The sequence below is a fragment of the Nonomuraea phyllanthi genome (assembly GCF_006334985.2).
GTDB lineage: Bacteria > Actinomycetota > Actinomycetes > Streptosporangiales > Streptosporangiaceae > Nonomuraea > Nonomuraea phyllanthi.
On the sequence record NZ_VDLX02000001.1, the window covers coordinates 137641 to 153909 of the forward strand.

At 70.4% G+C, this 16269-nt stretch carries 14 protein-coding genes; 7 read left to right on the forward strand and 7 right to left on the reverse strand.

Annotated elements, in window-relative coordinates; genetic code table 11:
- Nucleotides 1–1125 carry a polyamine ABC transporter substrate-binding protein gene (locus tag FH608_RS00625; RefSeq protein WP_139627744.1) on the reverse strand — a complete coding sequence of 375 codons (1125 nt, stop codon included), beginning with the start codon at nucleotides 1123–1125 and terminating at the stop codon, nucleotides 1–3.
- A 144-nt stretch (nucleotides 1126–1269) separates the two neighbouring features.
- Between FH608_RS00625 and FH608_RS00630 the strand changes: the two genes are divergently transcribed.
- The gene (locus FH608_RS00630; RefSeq protein ID WP_139627745.1) at nucleotides 1270–2412 is read left to right on the forward strand and encodes an aminoglycoside phosphotransferase; all 1143 of its coding nucleotides are present in this window, start codon (nucleotides 1270–1272) and stop codon (nucleotides 2410–2412) included.
- The gene (locus FH608_RS00635; RefSeq protein ID WP_139627746.1) at nucleotides 2409–3377 is read left to right on the forward strand and encodes an SIS domain-containing protein; all 969 of its coding nucleotides are present in this window, start codon (nucleotides 2409–2411) and stop codon (nucleotides 3375–3377) included. The genes FH608_RS00630 and FH608_RS00635 overlap by 4 nt, the downstream gene beginning before the upstream one ends.
- A 19-nt stretch (nucleotides 3378–3396) precedes the next feature.
- Here the strand turns inward: FH608_RS00635 and FH608_RS00640 are convergent, their stop codons facing one another.
- From FH608_RS00640 to FH608_RS00655, 4 genes are all read right to left on the reverse strand, one after another.
- Nucleotides 3397–3960 carry a GTP-binding protein gene (locus FH608_RS00640; protein WP_139627747.1) on the reverse strand — a complete coding sequence of 188 codons (564 nt, stop codon included), beginning with the start codon at nucleotides 3958–3960 and terminating at the stop codon, nucleotides 3397–3399.
- Nucleotides 3941–4255, reverse strand: coding sequence for a DUF742 domain-containing protein (locus tag FH608_RS00645; RefSeq protein ID WP_263008771.1), 315 nt, complete (start codon nucleotides 4253–4255; stop codon nucleotides 3941–3943). Before FH608_RS00645 ends, FH608_RS00640 begins: the two co-directional genes overlap by 20 nt.
- Before the next feature lie 88 nt (nucleotides 4256–4343).
- Nucleotides 4344–4766, reverse strand: a complete 423-nt coding sequence (locus FH608_RS00650) for a roadblock/LC7 domain-containing protein (RefSeq protein ID WP_139627749.1) — start codon at nucleotides 4764–4766, stop codon at nucleotides 4344–4346.
- Nucleotides 4763–7621 carry a sensor histidine kinase gene (locus tag FH608_RS00655; RefSeq protein WP_139627750.1) on the reverse strand — a complete coding sequence of 953 codons (2859 nt, stop codon included), beginning with the start codon at nucleotides 7619–7621 and terminating at the stop codon, nucleotides 4763–4765. Before FH608_RS00655 ends, FH608_RS00650 begins: the two co-directional genes overlap by 4 nt.
- Before the next feature lie 336 nt (nucleotides 7622–7957).
- On the opposite strand from FH608_RS00655, the gene FH608_RS00660 reads away from it, so the two are divergent.
- The 5 genes from FH608_RS00660 to betA are packed head-to-tail and all read left to right on the forward strand — an operon-like array spanning nucleotide 7958 to nucleotide 14498.
- Nucleotides 7958–9001 carry a quaternary amine ABC transporter ATP-binding protein gene (locus tag FH608_RS00660; RefSeq protein ID WP_317135539.1) on the forward strand — a complete coding sequence of 348 codons (1044 nt, stop codon included), beginning with the start codon at nucleotides 7958–7960 and terminating at the stop codon, nucleotides 8999–9001.
- Nucleotides 8998–10914, forward strand: a complete 1917-nt coding sequence (locus tag FH608_RS00665) for an ABC transporter permease (RefSeq protein WP_139627752.1) — start codon at nucleotides 8998–9000, stop codon at nucleotides 10912–10914. The genes FH608_RS00660 and FH608_RS00665 overlap by 4 nt, the downstream gene beginning before the upstream one ends.
- Nucleotides 10911–11879, forward strand: a complete 969-nt coding sequence (locus FH608_RS00670) for an ABC transporter substrate-binding protein (RefSeq protein ID WP_139627753.1) — start codon at nucleotides 10911–10913, stop codon at nucleotides 11877–11879. The genes FH608_RS00665 and FH608_RS00670 overlap by 4 nt, the downstream gene beginning before the upstream one ends.
- 52 nt (nucleotides 11880–11931) lie before the next feature.
- Entirely contained in the window at nucleotides 11932–12876 is a 945-nt protein-coding gene (locus FH608_RS00675; protein ID WP_139627754.1) for an ABC transporter substrate-binding protein, read from the forward strand.
- Nucleotides 12852–14498 carry a choline dehydrogenase gene (gene betA / locus FH608_RS00680; RefSeq protein WP_226898835.1) on the forward strand — a complete coding sequence of 549 codons (1647 nt, stop codon included), beginning with the start codon at nucleotides 12852–12854 and terminating at the stop codon, nucleotides 14496–14498. Before FH608_RS00675 ends, betA begins: the two co-directional genes overlap by 25 nt.
- Nucleotides 14499–14505: 7 nt before the next feature.
- Here betA and FH608_RS00685 read toward each other — a convergent pair whose 3' ends face one another.
- Together FH608_RS00685 and FH608_RS00690 are read right to left on the reverse strand one after the other, a co-directional pair.
- Nucleotides 14506–15285, reverse strand: a complete 780-nt coding sequence (locus FH608_RS00685) for an ABC transporter permease (protein ID WP_139627755.1) — start codon at nucleotides 15283–15285, stop codon at nucleotides 14506–14508.
- Entirely contained in the window at nucleotides 15282–16220 is a 939-nt protein-coding gene (locus FH608_RS00690) for an ATP-binding cassette domain-containing protein (RefSeq protein WP_139627756.1), read from the reverse strand. The genes FH608_RS00685 and FH608_RS00690 overlap by 4 nt, the downstream gene beginning before the upstream one ends.
- Nucleotides 16221–16269: the final 49 nt, after the last annotated feature.

The window sequence follows — 16269 nt, forward strand, 5'->3', positions numbered from 1 at the left end:
CTACGACTGGGCCGTGACTTCGGTCGACAGGCGCGTGTACTTGACCGAGGCCTCGCCCAGGTCGACGATCGACTCGCCGTTGAGCAGCTCGGCGGGCTTGATGCCGAGCAGCGAGCCCTTGGCGATCTTCACCTGCTCCATGGCGGCCTTGTTGGGCACCTTGTAGTTGATGTTCTCGGCGGCCCAGCTGTGGATCTCGGGGGAGAGGATGTAGTTGATCAGGGCGTGCGCGGCCTCCTTGTTCTTGGAGGACTTCATGATCACCATAGTGTCCACCCAGAGGTCGCTGCCCTCCTTCGGCACCGCGAACTTGATGTTGCCCTTCGCGTCCGTGGTCGGGCACCAGCCGTCCCACGCCTCGGCCATCATGGACTCGCCGGAGACCAGCTTGTCGCCGAACGTGACGTCGTCGTAGCCGAGCAGGTGGGGCTTCTGCGCGAGCAGCAGCTCCTTGGCCTTGGCGATCTCCTCGTCCTTGTCGGTGTTGACCGAGTAGCCGAGGGCCTTGAGCGCGGGCAGGGCCAGCCAGCGCTCGGTGGTCATCATGGTGACCTTCTTGTCGGCCCAGGCCGGCGGCTTCAGGAGATCGTTCCAACTCGTGGGCGGCGTCTTCACCAGGTCGGACCGGTAGCAGATGCCGGTCGTGCCCCAGGTGTAGGGCACGGAGTACTTGTTGCCCTTGTCGTAGGAGAGCTGGGTGGCCTCCGGGTAGAGGTTGGCCAGGTTGGGGATCAGCTCGGGGTGGATCGGCTCCAGCAGGCCCTGCTCGTTGAGCGCCTGGGCGTACTGGCCCGACACGAACGCCACGTCGATGCCGCTGTCACCGGGTGCGGTGAGCTTGGTCATCGCGATCTCGTTGGTGTCGTGCAGCGCGACCTTCATGTCCTTGACCTTGAGCTTCTCCTTGACCTTCGCGGGAAGCTCCTCGGGCGTGTAGCCGTCCCAGACCGTGATCTGAAGGGTCTGCTGCGACAGGTCCGCGTTCGGCTTGAGCTGGTCTGCCGCCGCCGGAGCCGTGCCTGCTGAGCTGGTCGACGACTCACCGCCGCACGCCGAAACGGCGAGCGCGAGGCCGGCCACCGCGACGGCGGCCGGGAGACGACGGGTGAACCGGATACGGGACACGGCCGCTACTCCTTCTGAAATTTGCGTGTTTGAGGGGTCGCGCGACCTTACCGGACACAGCCGACCAGAGCAGGAGTGTTGCAGCAGAAATCAACATGAGCAAGACTTTTGATGACATTGCTACCAGGAAGTTTGATCAGCCAGTTGAATTGGGATTCAATAGCCGCCCGGCTGCTCTCGCTCGGTGAGGCACCGCTCACGGCCCGAGATCGCGGTTTCACGGCCGCGCTGCTGCCCCTGCTGTCGGGTGAGGTGCCGGCGCCCTTCGCGGTGCGCCGGTTCCTGCCGCTGCCCACCCTCTCGTACCGGCATGGAGATCTCCACACTGGGGTCCCAGGTGAGCGGGACTTCGGCCCGCACGTGGACCAGACGAACTACTCGGTGGTGGTCGACGAGCAGGTCGTGGTCAAGTGGCTCACCCCTCCCGTCCCGCTGCCCCATCCCACCCCGGAAGTGCTCGCCCACCTCGTTGAGGCGGGCTTCAACGACACGGCGCCTCCTTACGCCGCCCTGACTCGCGCGGTGGACGGCCGCGAGGAGCTCCTCGCCGTGGTCACGGGCTACCTGCCGGAGGCGCGCGACGGCTGGGAGTGGTGCGTCGACGAGGCCGAGTCCGGCGATGCCAGCTTCGCCTCCGAGCTCGGCCGCCTGGCCGCCGACCTGCACCTCGCCCTCGCCACCCTCCCCGTCACCGGTACGGCCGGCGTCCCCCTGCCGGAACGGGCGGAGGCCGCGCTCGCGCAGGCGCTGGAGCTGACGGACGGCGAGGACGGCGCGTGGCTGGCCGGCGCGGCGGCACGCATGCGGGCTGAGCTGGCGCCGCTGCGGGCGGGCGGTACAGACGAGCCGGCGGCGCCCCGCATCCGCATCCACGGCGACCTGCACGTCGGCCAGATCCTCCGGTGGCGCGACGGCCACGCCGTGATCGACTTCGACGGCAACCCCACGGTCAGCGACGCCGACCCGTGCCAGCCGGCCGCCAGGGACGTCGCCCAGCTCACCACGAGCCTGGAGCACGTGGCGCAGGTCGCGATCAGGCGGCGCGGCACCGACCCCGGCCGCGCGGCCGGGTGGGCGGCCGCGGCCCGCGCCGGGCTGCTGGCCGCCTACCGGGCCCGGCTGGCCGAGCGGCACCGGCCCGACCTCCTCGACGAGCGGCTGATCCGCCCGTTCGAGGTGGAGCAGGAGTGCCGCGAGCTCATCTACGCCGCCCGCCACCTGCCCCGCTGGCGCTACGCGCCGATGGGCGTGCTGCGCACCTGGTACCAGAAGGAGAACATCACGTGAATTCCGAGCTCTACCTGTCCGACCTGGAGGCCAAGCCGGCGGCCCTGCGGAGCCTGGCCGGCGCCCTCCGCGAGGAGCACCCCTTCGCGCGGCTGCCGCGCGGCCTGACCAGGGTGCTCTTCCTCGGCATGGGCAGCTCCAGGTACGCCGCGGGAGTGGCCGCCCTGCGCCTGCGGGCCGCGGGCATCGACGCCTACGCCGACTACGCCTCGGCCGCCGCCACGTACCCGGCGGGCGCGGGCACCCTGGTCGTCCCGATCTCGGCCACCGGCACGAGCAGGGAGACCCTCGACGCCGTCGAGCGGTACGCGGGCGGCCCGAGCTTCATCGCCGCGCTCACCAACGCCCCCGGCTCGCCGCTCGCTCAGGCCGCCGGCCTGGTGGCGGACCTGCGGGCGGGCGAGGAGCGGGGCGGCGTCGCCTGCCGTACGTTCCAGCACACGCTGGCCCTGCTCCTGGCCCTGGAGTCGCACCTCACCGGGACCGGCCGCGACATGCCCGCGCTGCTGGAGCGGGCGGCGGAGGCGAGCGAGGACCTGCTGGAACGCAGGGACGAGTGGCTGCCCCTCACCATGGAGCTGCTGGACGGCGAGCGCGGCGTCTACACGATCGCGCCGGCCGAGCGGCTGTCGTCGGCCGAGCAGTCGGCGCTGATGTTCCGCGAGGGGCCGCGCCGCCCGGCCGACGCCTGCGAGAGCGGCGACTGGTCGCACGTGGACGTCTACCTCACCAAGACCCTCGACTACCGCGCGCTGCTCTTCCCCGGCTCCCGGTACGACGGCCAGGCCATGGAGTGGGTGCGCGAGCGCGGCTCGACCGTGGTGACCGTGGGCGGCGAGGTCAAGGACGCCACGGCCGCCGTCAGGTACGCGCACGACGCCGACCCGGACGTCGCCCTGCTCACCGAGACGCTGGTCGCCGAGCTGGTGGCCGCGTACTGGTGGTCGGCCGTCCAGAGCGGTTAGTGGCGGGCGGCCAGAGCGGTTAGTGGCGGGCGGCCAGCGCGTGCTCGACGAGCGTGATGAGCGTGTGCTTGACCGCCTCCCGCGCCCGCGCGTCGGTGCGCACGATCGGCACGTGCGGCGAGAGCGTCAGCGCCTCCCGCACCTCGCTCTCGACGTGCGGGAACTCGCCGTGCCAGCCGTTCAGCCCGACGACGAACGGGATCTCCGACTCCTCGAAGTAGTCGACGGCGGGGAAGCTGTCGGCCAGCCGCCGCGAGTCGACCAGCACGACGGCGCCGATGGCCCCCTTCACGATGTCGTCCCACATGAACCAGAACCGCCGCTGGCCCGGCGTGCCGAACAGGTAGAGGATCAGGTCGCGGTCCAGCGAGAGCCGGCCGAAGTCCATGGCCACGGTGGTGGTGGTCTTGCCCGGCGTGTGCCCGAGGTCGTCGACCCCGGCGGACGCGTCCGTCATCACCGCCTCCGTGGTCAGCGGCATGATCTCGGAGACGGAGCCCACGAACGTGGTCTTCCCGACGCCGAACCCGCCTGCCACGACGATCTTCGTGGAGGTGAGCCCGCTAGAGCCTGCGAAGTCCACTCAACACCCTTTCGAGCAGGCCCCTGTCGGGCAGGCCCGCGTCCAGCTGCGGCTGGTACACCCTGACCAGCCCGTCCGCCTCCATGTCGGCCACCAGCACCCTCGCCACACCGAGCGGCACCCCGAGCAGCGCCGAGATCTCCGCCACGGATCGCACCTGCCGGCACAGCTCGCTGATCGCGCGGTACTCGCGGGTGTAGTTCGTACCGAGTTGTGCCGAGGTGGCCGACGATACCAGGGCCTCCATGGCGAGCTGCGTACGAGGAGCGGTCCTGCCGCCCGTGACCGCGTACATCCGGACCAGCGAGCTGCGCTCCGGCTCCGGCTCATCGTCATGCCACGATGCCAACGTCCACTCCCCTCACCGCTCCGTCACCGCGCCGTCACCATGGCCGCCCTGCGGACAGTTCCGCGCGGACGGCGGGCGTGAGCACCTGCCCGGCGCGCTCGACCAGGATCGTCATCTGGTACGCCACCAGCCCCATGTCGCAGTCGGGCGCCGCCAGCACGGCCAGGCAGGACCCGTCGCTGATCGACATCACGAGCAGCAGGCCGTACTGCATCTCGACGAGGGTCTGGGTGACCCCTCCGCCCTCGAACACGCGCGCCGACCCCTGCGTGAGGCTGACCAGGCCGGCGGCGATGGCGGCGAGCTGGTCGGCACGGTCCTTGGGGAAGCCTCTGGAGTAGGCCATCGGCAGCCCGTCGGCCGACACGACGACGGCGTGCGCCACGCCGGGCACCTCGTCGACGAAGCCGCTGACCAGCCAGTTGACGTCGCGGGCGCCCTGGCTCAGCTCCCTCATTGGTCCTCCTCCAACTCGGCGCGGCCCTTGCGCACGCCCTGCTGGTAGCTGGCGAGCCTGCTGCGCAGCTGGTCGGGCGAGATCGCAGGAACGGGAGCGGGCGGCGGTTTGGGGTTCGCGGTGCCCGGCACCAGGTTCGCCCTCGGCGTCCGCTTGGGCAGGCCGGAGCCGGTGGTGCCGTTCTGCACGGGTTCCGCGGCGGCGCCGGCGGCCTGCCAGCCCTGGTCGGCGGGCGTGGTCCAGGCCGTGTCGCGGTGGTCCGCGGTGGGCGCGGCCTTGGTGAACCAGCCGCTCTCCTCGACGGCCGCGTAGATCGGCAGGAAGTCGTCCTTGCCGGCGGCCGGGGACGGGGTGGCGAAGGAGGGATAGTGGTCGTCCCTGCCGCCGGCCGGAGAGGGGGTGGCGAAGGAGGGATAGGCGTCGCCCGGCAGGCCGCTGTCCTGCGGCGGCGGCGACGGCTCGGCCGGGTGGGTGCGGGAGGAGGTGAACCAGGACGACGGCTCCGGCGCGGAGGGCGGGCCGTCCAGCGACGGGTGCCCGGGCATGGACGCGGCGGGCGGCAGGGTGGCGAAGGACGGATGCCCTGAGGAGGGATGCCCGGCGGACGGATGCTCGGCGGAAACGTGTCCCGGATAGGGCTCGGCGAACGGCCCGGGCACCTGCTCGGAGAACGGATCCGCGCCGGGTCCGGGGTACGGCTCCGAGGAAGGCCCGGGGAACGGCTCCGGGAACGGCTCGGGGAACGGCGCGGGAAACGACTCGGAGTACTGCCCCGGGAAGGGCGCGGAGCTCTCCAGCGGGTGTGCCTGGTGGTTCAGGCGGCCGTTGGCCTGCGGGTTCATCCGGCCGTTCGCCTGCGGCGGGACCTGCGCGCGCTGCGGCGCGGGCGCGGTGCCCGGCACCTCGGTGAGCAGCGCGGGCGGGACGAGCACCATGGCGGTCAGCCCACCGGTGTCCTGCCTGCGCAGCTGCACGCGGATGCCGTGCCGCAGGGCCAGCCGGCCGACCACGAACAGGCCCATGCGCCGCGACACCGACACGTCCACGACGGGCGGGTTCGCCAGCCGCCAGTTGGCCTCGGACAGCTCCTCGGGGCTCATCCCGATCCCGTGGTCGGTGGCCGAGAGCATGAGCGAGCCGCCGTCGATGCGGCTGCTGGAGATGATGACCTTGGTGTCTCTGGAGGAGAACGAGACGGCGTTCTCGATCAGCTCGGCGAGCAGGTGCACCACGTCGGTGACGGCCTGGCCGGCGATGGCGACGTCCGACTGGACCTGGATGCTGACCCGGTCGTAGCTCTCGACCTCGCCGAGCGCGGCGCGCACGATGTCCATCAGCTCGACCGGCTCGCTCCACTTGCGCGCCGCCTCCTGTCCGGCGAGGACCAGGAGGTTCTCGCTGTTGCGGCGCATGCGGGTGGCCAGGTGGTCGAGCCTGAACAGGTCGCCGAGCCTGGTGTCGTCGCGCTCGCCGCGCTCCAGCTTCTCGATCAGCGTGAGCTGCCGCTCGACCAGCGTCTGGCTGCGCCTGGACAGGTTGACGAACATGGCGTTGACGTTGGCGCGCAGCTTGGCCTCGTCGCCGGCCAGCCGGACCGCCTCGCGGTGCACCTCGTCGAAGGCGCGGGCGACCTCGCCCACCTCGTCCTTGGAGAAGATGCCGATGGGCGGGACCTCGGCCTCGACCGCGCCGTCGCGCGACTCGCGCAGGTGCTGGACGAAGTCGGGCAGCCGCCGGCCGGCGATCTCCAGCGCCTCGCCGCGCAGGCGGCGGAGGGGGCGGACGAGCGATCGCGCGACGCCGGTGGTGACCAGCAGGACGGCCACGAGCAGGGCCAGCACGGCGCCGGCGGTCACGAGAGCCTGCCGGCGCTCGTCGTCGCTGAGTGCCTGGCTGCGCGCCACGATGTCCTGGGTCTGGCGCTCCTCGACCTTGCGCATCGCGTCGACGACGATGTCGGTCGCGTCGAACCACTCCTTGGCGTCGTCGCGCTTGCTCAGGTCGAGGCCGCGCAGCCGCAGCCCCTCCGTGGCCCTGATCAGCACCAGCTCGCGCAGGAACAGCATGCGGTCGGCGGAGCGCCCGTTGACGGTCTCGTCGAAGAGGCGGCGCTCGTCGGCGGTGGCCTCCGCCGCGTAGGCCCTGCGCTCGTTCGTCTCCTTGGACTGCTCGCCAAGGAACCGTTCGAGCTGGTCGGGGTCGAACGCGCCCTCGGTCAGCACCACGGTGACGAGCGCCTGCTGGTACGACACGCTCTCCTTCGCCCTGGCCAGGGCGTTGAGCATGCGGGTCCGGCGGAACAGCTCGTCGTCGGCGTTGTCCTTGACCAGCTCGTTGTGGACGGAGAGCAGGTCGCCGATCACGGTGGTGTAGAGCTCGACGGCCGGGCCGGGCAGCAGGGTGGCGTCGAGCGCCTGCTCGCGCAGTCCCTTCAGGTCGTCGAGCCGGCTGATCAGGTTCTCGAGCTGGTCGGCGGTGCGGCCGCCCGCGTCGTCCAGCAGTTGCCGTACGGTGCCGCGTACCTGCGCGGCGACCTTGTCCACCTGCTCCATCTGGCTCCGCACGGCGGGCAGCGAGCTCGCGGGGCGGCCGCGCGCGATGTACCAGGAGGTCCTGGCCCGCTCGCCGGCCACCTGGTGGGTGAGCGCCCCGAGCTGAGTGGAGAGCTGGGCGAGCTGGTTGGTACGGGCGTAGTCCGCGGCGGCGGACGTCCTGGCGAGCACCTGGATGCCACCGAGCAGCACGGCGGCGGCCGTCGGGATCAGGATCAGAGCGACGAGACGTGCGCGGACGCGCCAGTTGCTCAGCCGCCAGCTGCTGCTACTGGCCTGCCTTTCGTCCAGCTCTGTACTCACCGAACGCACCTCGCCCGAATCGGCGTATTTGAGGGGTTTGCCCTCCAGGGGAAAGCAAGTGCCGGTAATTACAACACATCCCACGGAAGGGTAGCCCACACGAACATAACGCGACAAAAAACAAGTCCTGTGACTCCTGCGCCAAAAGCTGGGGTCCCACCATAAATGATCAGAGGGCGGGAAATAAACCTTCATCAACCGTTATGTCCATCTATGAGGCATTCGCACGCTCCAACTCCATAACATGCGAGGAGCGCCCCGATCTCTGGACGGTCACGACGTTGAGATTCCGGTTATTCGCCGCATATGTTGTGCCGAGTCAAGAAGGAGGCGAGGGTGGGAGATTCTCCCGACAGCGCTGCCATCACCGTCGAGGGCCTCTGGAAGGTCTTCGGCTCCCGGGCACGGAAAGTGCTGGACAGCGAGGACAGGCACCTCGACCAGGCCACGCTGAGAGATAAGACCGGCTGCACCGCCGCCGTGAGGGACGTGAGCTTCGAGGTGCGCCCCGGCGAGGTCTTCGTGGTTATGGGCCTGTCAGGAAGCGGCAAGTCCACCCTCGTACGCTGCCTCACCCGGCTGATCGAGCCCAGCGAGGGCCGGATCAGCATCGACGGCGAGGACATCGGCGCCGCCTCCCCCGCCCGCCTGCGCGAGATCCGTCGCCACCACGTCAGCATGGTCTTCCAGCACTTCGGCCTGCTGCCGCACCGCAAGGTGATCGACAACGTGGCGTACGGGCTGGAGGTCCAGGGCACCGCCAGGGCGGCCAGGCACGAGCGGGCCGCGGAGATCCTCTCCCTCGTCGGCCTCGACGGCCACGCCGACGCCTACCCCGACCAGCTCTCCGGAGGCATGCAGCAGCGCGTCGGCCTGGCCCGCGCGCTGGCCGTGGACCCCCGGGTGATGCTGTTCGACGAGCCGTTCAGCGCGCTCGACCCGCTGATCAGGCGCGACATGCAGGCCGAGGTGATCCGCCTGCACCGCGAGGTCGGCAAGACCATGGTGTTCATCACGCACGACCTGTCCGAGGCGCTGAAGCTGGGCGAGCGGATCGCCATCATGCGGGCGGGCTCGATCGTGCAGCTCGGCACCGCCGAGGAGCTGGTGGGCGCACCCGCCGACGACTACGTGGCCGACTTCGTGCGCGACGTGCCGAGGAGCCACGTGCTGTCGCTGCGCTGGATCTGCCGCGCCCCCGAGCCGGACGAGCCGCTGGACGGGCCGGCGTTACCCGTGACCACGCTGATCAAGGAGGCCGTCGGCGCCTGCGCGTCCTCCGCCAGCCCGCTCAGGGTCATGGACGGCGAGGAGCTCGTCGGCGTCGTGGACCGGGTGGATCTGCTGGGCTTCCTGTCGGAGCGGGAAGCGGCCGCATGAGCACCACGGCCGTCAGCACGCCCTCCCGGCTCCGGTTGCCGAGGTGGGCGGCCCCGGCCGGGATCGCGGTCCTGTTCGTGGTGGCGTACCTCGTCTTCCGCGGCACGGCGACGCTGCCGCACGACAAGGAGGCTCCGCAGTTCCTGGCCGTCACCGGACTGCGCGAGTGGATCGACGACCACCGCAACGACAACCCGATCTTCCTGTACTTCCTCAACTACATCCGCCTGTTCGTGGGGCAGCTGTACGACCTGTTCGAGGTCGTCCTTTACGCGCTGGGCTGGCCCGGCATCACCGGCGTCCTCGGGGCGCTGGGCTGGCTGGCCGGCGGGCGGCGGCTCGCGCTGCTCGCCGTGGCGAGCGTCAGCGCGTTCGGCGTCCTCGGGCTCTGGGAGCCGAGCGTCGACACGCTCGCCCTGGTCGCGGTCGCGGTGCTGCTGTCGCTGGCGATCGGGATCCCGCTGGGCGTCTGGGCCGGGCTCTCGCCCAGGGCGCGGCGCGTGATCACGCCGGTGCTGGACGTCATGCAGATCATGCCGACGTTCGCCTACCTGGCGCCGCTCGCGCTCTTCTTCCACATCGGCGCGCCGGCCGGGGCCATCGCGACGATGATCTACTCGATCCCGCCCGCGATCCGCATCACCGCGCTCGCCGTCTCGCAGGTCTCCCCCACAGCGGTCGAGGCGTCCACCTCGCTGGGCGCCACGCGCGCGCAGACGCTGTTCAAGGTCTACCTGCCGCTGGCCAGGCCGACGATGGCACTGGCCGTCAACCAGACGATCATGATGGCGCTGTCCATGGTCGTCATCGCGAACCTCATCTCGGCCCCCGGCCTGGGCGGCGACATCATCCGCGGCCTGTCGAGGGCGCAGGTCGGCATCATGCTCCCGGCCGGGGTGGCCGTCGTCATCATGGCGGTGCTGCTCGACCGGATGACGATGGCGGTCTCGAAGCGCGGCCCGCACGCCAGGCCCGGCAGGTTCGACTGGGCCGCGGCCGGCGTGCTGGCGGTGGCCGGGCTCGCGCTCATCCCCGTGCTCCCGAAGACGTGGCCGGAGAACCTCACGGTCAACGTCGTCTCCGAGATCAACGACGCCGTCCGGTGGGCCGAGAACAACTGGTACGCGGTCACCACGTTCGTCAAGGACGTGACCACCGAGGGCCTGCTCAACCCGCTGCAGACGCTGTTCACCTCGGCCCCTTGGTGGCTGGTCGCGCTCGCGGTGCTGCTGCTCGCCTGGCGGGTCAGCGGCGTCCGCCCGGCGCTGACGGCGCTCGGCTGCCTGCTGGCCATCCTGCTGCTCGGCATCTGGCACCACACCATGCAGACGCTGACCACGGTCGTCATCGCGGTGCTGGTCACGCTGGTCATCGGGCTGCTGCTCGGGGTGGCCGCGGCCCGCTCGCCGCGCTACTCGGCCGTGCAGCGGCCCATCCTCGACGCCGCACAGACCATGCCGGCGTTCGTCTACCTGCTGCCGGCGCTGGCGCTGTTCGGCACCACCAGGTTCACCGCCATCTTCGCCTCCGTCATCTACGCGGTCCCGCCGGTGGTGCGCCTGGTCGAGGACGGCATCAAGGGCGTGCCGCCCACGGTCGTGGAGGCGGCCGCCTCGGCGGGCTCGACCTCCGGCCAGCTGCTGTGGAAGGTGCAGCTACCCATGGCCAGGCGGGCGATCCTGCTCGCGGCCAACCAGGGCATCGTCATGACGCTGGCCATGGTGGTCGTCGGCGGTCTGGTCGGGGCGGGGGCCCTCGGCTACGACGTGGTCGTCGGGTTCTCCCAGCGGGCCGACTTCGGCATGGGCTTCATCGCCGGCATCGCGACCGTGCTGCTCGGCGTCATGCTCGACCGCATCACGCAGGGCGCCGACAGGCGTCCTTCCCCCCGAAGAAGAAGGCTCACATCATGAAGATTCGCCTGCTCGCAGGCCTGCTCGCTCTGGGGCTCGGCACCGCCGCGTGCGGCGGCGCGACGGTCGGGGACTCCCCCAGCTCGGCCCCCGCCGCGGCCGGCTCCAGCGCCGCCTCCGCGGGGACCGTGAAGATCGCCATCAACCCGTGGGTGGGGTACGAGGCCAGCGCGAACGTCGTCGCGTACCTGCTGAAGAACGAGCTGCACTACGACGTCGAGATGCCCGAGATCAAGGAACAGCTCGCCTGGGAGGGCTTCGAGACGGGCGACGTCGACGTCATCATCGAGAACTGGGGTCACCCGGACCTGAAGAAGCAGTACATCGAGGAGAAGAAGGTCGCGGTCGAGGCCGGCTCCACCGGCAACAAGGGCGTCATCGGCTGGTACATCCCCAAGTGGATGGCCGACGAGCACCCCGACATCACCGACTACAAGAACCTCAACAAGTACGCCGACATGTTCAAGACCTCGGAGTCGGGCGACAAGGGACAGCTGCTGTTCGGCGACCCGTCGTACGTCAGCAACGAGGAAGCCCTGATCAAGAACCTCAAGCTGAACTTCAAGGTCGTCGTGGGCGGCAGCGAGGCGGCCCTGATCAAGAGCGCCCAGCAGGCGCAGGAGCAGAAGAAGCCGCTGCTGTTCTACTTCTGGGACCCGCACTGGCTGTTCAGCAAGACCGAGCTGGTCCGGGTGAAGCTGCCCGCGTACACCGAGGGCTGCGACGCCGACCCGAAGAAGGTCGCCTGCGACTACCCGGAGATGGACCTCGACAAGATCGTCAGCAAGAAGTTCGCCGACACCGGCGGCAAGGCGTACGAGCTGGTCAAGAACTTCAACTGGACCAACGAGGACCAGAACTCGGTCTCCAACGACATGACCAACAACGGCATGACCGGCGAGGAGGCCGCGAAGAAGTGGGTCGAGGCCAACACCGCCAAGTGGCAGGCCTGGATCCCCAAGTGACGCCCTCTTGACCGCGCCTCCGCGCGGGGGCGCGGTCGCCGGGAGACCTCTCATGTTGCGAACGAAGAAGCTCGCCGCGCCGCTGGTCGCGGCCCTGCTCCTGGTAGCCGCCTGCTCGGGCGAGGATCCCGCGTCGGTCTCCGGCTCCAAGGGCACCGTCAACATCGACATCCACGGCTGGGTCGGGTACGAGGCCCAGGCAGCCGTGCTGGCGTACCTGCTCGAACACGAGCTGGGGTACACGGTGCGGACGCGGAAGGACATGGCGGAGGCCGACTCCTGGGCCGAATTCGAGTCCGGGAAGGTCGACGTGATCGTGGAAAGCTGGGGTCACAACGACCTGAAAAAGAAGTACATCGAGCAGGAGAAGGTCGCTCTGTCGGCCGGGCTCACCGGGAACAAGGGCGTGATCGGATGGTACGTTCCCGAGTGGATGGTCAAGAAATATCCCGACATTACGGACTACCGAAATCTCAATAAATACGCCCATCTCTTCCGGACCGAAAAGACCGGAAACCTCGGCCAGATCCTGGACGGCGATCCGTCGTTCGTGACCAATGACGAGGCGCTCGTCCGGAATCTCCGGCTCGATTACAAGGTCGTCTACTCAGGCAGCGAGGACGCGTTGATCAAGGCCGCCGAGTCCGCGACCAAGAACCGCACGCCGCTGCTCATGTATTTCTACGAGCCGCAATGGCTGTTCACCAAGGTCAAGCTGGTGAAGGTCTCGCTGCCGCCCTATGCCGTGGGCTGCGACACCGACCCGAAGAAGGTCGCCTGCGACTATCCGCCGTACCTGCTCGACAAGATCGTCAGCAGGCGGTTCGCGGAGACCGGCGGCAGGGCGTACGAGCTGGTCCGCAACTTCAGCTGGACCAACGACGACCAGAACAGCGTGGCCAGCGACATGATCAACGGCAGGATGAGCGCCGAGGAGGCGGCGCGGCGGTGGGTCGAGGACAACAAGATCGTGTGGAAGGACTGGATTCCGCGTTGAGGTTCGACTACGTCATCGTCGGCGGCGGCAGCGCGGGGTGCGCCCTGGCCAACCGGCTGAGCGCCGACCCCTCGGTGTCGGTCCTGGTGCTGGAGGCCGGACGGCCCGATCCCCTGTGGGACGTGTTCATCCACATGCCGGCGGCGCTGATGTTCCCCATCGGCAGCCGCTTCTACGACTGGCGTTACGAGTCGGAGCCCGAGCCGCACATGGGCGGCCGGCGGATCTACCACGCCCGGGGCAAGGTCCTGGGCGGCTCCAGCAGCATCAACGGCATGATCTTCCAGCGCGGCAACCCGCTCGACTACGAGCGCTGGGCGGCCGATCCCGGCATGGGTGACTGGGACTACGCGCACTGCCTGCCGTACTTCAAGAAGATGGAGCACTGCCTGGCCGACCCCGGCACGGACTTCCGCGGCGGCGACGGCCCGCTCATGCTCGAACGGGGGCCGGCGCGCGGGCCGCTGTTCGACGCCTTCTTCGAGGCGGTGCAGCAGGCCGGCCACCCGCTGACCGACGACGTCAACGGCTACCGGCAGGAGGGCTTCGCCGCCTTCGACCGCAACATCCACCGCGGCCGCCGGCTCAGCGCCGCCCGCGCGTACCTCCACCCGGTGCGCGGCCGGCGCAACCTCACGGTCAGGACCCGCGCCCACGTCGAGAAGGTGCTCTTCGAGGGCACCCGCGCCGTCGGCGTGCTCTGTGGCGGCAGGCGGATCGAGGCCGGCGAGGTCATCCTGTGCGGCGGCGCCGTCAACACCCCGCAGCTCCTGCAGCTCTCCGGCGTGGGCCCGCGCGCGCTGCTGGAGCAGGTGGGCGTGAAGGTGGTGCACGACCTGCCGGGCGTCGGGGAGAACCTGCAGGACCACCTGGAGGTGTACGTCCAGCACGCCTGCCGGCAGCCGGTCTCCCAGCAGCCGTCGCTGGCCCTGTGGCGCCGGCCGTTCATCGGCGCCCAGTGGCTCTTCCTGCGCGGCGGCCCAGGGGCCACCAACCACTTCGAGGCGGGCGGCTTCATCCGCTCGAACGACGACGTGGCGTACCCGAACCTGATGTTCCACTTCCTGCCGATCGCCGTCCGCTACGACGGCTCGGCCCCGGCCGGCGGCCACGGCTACCAGGTGCACATCGGGCCGATGTACTCGGACGCGCGGGGCTCCGTCCGCATCACCTCACCCGACCCGCGCGCGAAGCCCGCCCTGCGCTTCAACTACCTGTCCACCGAGCAGGACCGCCGCGAGTGGGTGGAGGCCATCAGGCACGCCAGGAAGATCCTCTCCCAGCCCGCCTGGGCCGACCTGGACGGCGGCGAGCTCTCCCCAGGACCGGAGGTCCAGACGGACGAGGAGATCCTCGCCTGGGTGGCCAGGGACGGCGAGACCGCCCTCCACCCCTCCTGCACCTGCAGGATGGGCACCGACGACATGTCCGTCGTGGACCCCGCCACCATGCGCGTGCACGGCCTCGACGGCCTGCGCGTCGTGGACGCCTCGGCGATGCCGTACGTCACGAACGGCAACATCTACGCGCCGGTCATGATGCTCGCCGAGAAGTCCGCCGACCTCATCCAGGGCAACACCCCCCTGTCGCCGGAGCCCGTGGAGTTCTACCGCCACCGGTGACAGGCGCCTACCGGTCGAGGCGCTGGTAGCGGCGGACGGACAGGACGAAGAAGACGGCCGTGATCATCACCGGCCAGATCACGGCCATCGGGACCGCGTGCCCGGCCACCCACGAGTCCCCGCCCCACCCCGGGTTGCCGAACAGCTCCCTGGCCGCCGCGACCGTGGACGACAGCGGGTTCCACTCCGAGATCGCGCCCAGCCAGCCGGGCATCGTGTCAGGGGCGACGAAGGCGTTCGACAGGAAGCCGACCGGGAACTCCAGCGTCTGCACCGCCACCACCGCGCCCGGGTCCCGGGTGAGCAGCCCCAGGTACATGCCGGCCCACAGCAGCGAGAAGCGCAGCAGCAGGAGCAGGCCCACCGCGGCCAGCGCACCGGACGGCGACTCCGGGCGCCAGCCCACCGCCAGGCCGCAGGCCAGCAGCCCGGCCAGGATCAGGACCGAGTGGAGCAGGTCCGCGACGGCCCGCCCGACCAGGACGGCCGACGGCGCCATGGGCATCGAGCGGAAGCGGTCGGTGACGCCTCTGGAGACGTCGGTGGTGACGGAGATCATGGTGGCGCTCAGGCCGAAGAGCATCGTCATGCCGTACATGCCGGGCATGAGGAAGGTGAAGTAGCCGGCCCCGGAGGGCACCTGCACCGCGCCCCCGAACAGGTAGCCGAAGGCCAGCGTGATCACCACGGGGAAGGCGATCCCGAAGACGACCGTCATGGGCTGGTTCGCCCAGTGGATCAGGTCGCGGCGGGCGACGGTCCAGCCGTCGGCCAGGGCCCATCTCATCGCGCCTCGCCTCCCTCGCCGGTGAGGCTCAGGAAGACCTCGTCGAGGGTGGGGCGGCGCAGTGCGACGTCCTCGGCCTCGATCCCCGCGGTCGCCAGCGCCGCGAGCACGTCCGTGAGGGCCCGCACGCGCCCGCTCACGGGCGCGCTCACGTGCCGGGTGTCCCGGTCCGTCTCGGCCGCCCCCGACGTCACCCGCGAGATGAGCGCGGCGGCCTCGTCGAGCCGGGCGGGGTCGCGGATCACCACGTCGAGCCGGTCGCCGCCGAGCGTCGACTTGAGCTCGTCCGGGGTGCCCTCGGCCACCACCCGGCCGGAGTCGATCACCGAGATGCGGTCGGCGAGCTGGTCGGCCTCCTCCAGGTACTGGGTGGTCAGCAGCACGGTCGTGCCGCCCGCGACCAGGTCGCGCACCGCCCGCCAGATGTGCGCCCGGCTGCGCGGGTCCAGCCCCGTCGTCGGCTCGTCGAGGAACAGCACGGGCGGCGCGAGGATCATCCCGGCCGCCAGGTCGAGCCTGCGCCGCATGCCGCCCGAGTACTCTCTGGCCGGCCCCTCGTGGTCCAGCCCGAACCGTTCGAGCAGTTCGTCGGCCCTGGCGCGGGCCTTCGCCGCGCCGAGGTGGCACAGGCGGCCGAACAGTTCGAGGTTCTGCCGGCCGGTCAGGACCTCGTCCACCGCCGCGTGCTGGCCCACCAGTCCGATGCTGCGGCGCACCTGGCGCGGCCGGGTCGCCACGTCGAACCCCGCCACCTCGGCCCGCCCGCCGGAGGCGCGCAGCAGCGTGGTGAGGATGCGCACGACCGTGGTCTTGCCCGCGCCGTTGGGGCCGAGCAGGCCGCACACCGTGCCCCGGCCCACGTCGAGATCGATCCCGTCCAGCGCCACCTTCCCGCCGTACGTCTTGCGCAGGTCGCGCACGAGCACCGCCGTCATACGTGGCCCCCTTCCCGTTGCCGTACGGCGTACCGTACCGCATACGCTT

Coding starts and splice junctions, on each gene's coding strand:
- FH608_RS00650 (WP_139627749.1), bottom strand. CDS start 4,766: ATGAGGGAGCTGAGCCAGGGCGCCCGCGACGTCAACTGGCTGGTCAGC.
- FH608_RS00685 (WP_139627755.1), bottom strand. CDS start 15,285: ATGAGATGGGCCCTGGCCGACGGCTGGACCGTCGCCCGCCGCGACCTG.
- FH608_RS00670 (WP_139627753.1), top strand. CDS start 10,911: ATGAAGATTCGCCTGCTCGCAGGCCTGCTCGCTCTGGGGCTCGGCACC.
- FH608_RS00645 (WP_263008771.1), bottom strand. CDS start 4,255: ATGTACGCGGTCACGGGCGGCAGGACCGCTCCTCGTACGCAGCTCGCC.
- FH608_RS00675 (WP_139627754.1), top strand. CDS start 11,932: ATGTTGCGAACGAAGAAGCTCGCCGCGCCGCTGGTCGCGGCCCTGCTC.
- FH608_RS00665 (WP_139627752.1), top strand. CDS start 8,998: ATGAGCACCACGGCCGTCAGCACGCCCTCCCGGCTCCGGTTGCCGAGG.
- FH608_RS00690 (WP_139627756.1), bottom strand. CDS start 16,220: ATGACGGCGGTGCTCGTGCGCGACCTGCGCAAGACGTACGGCGGGAAG.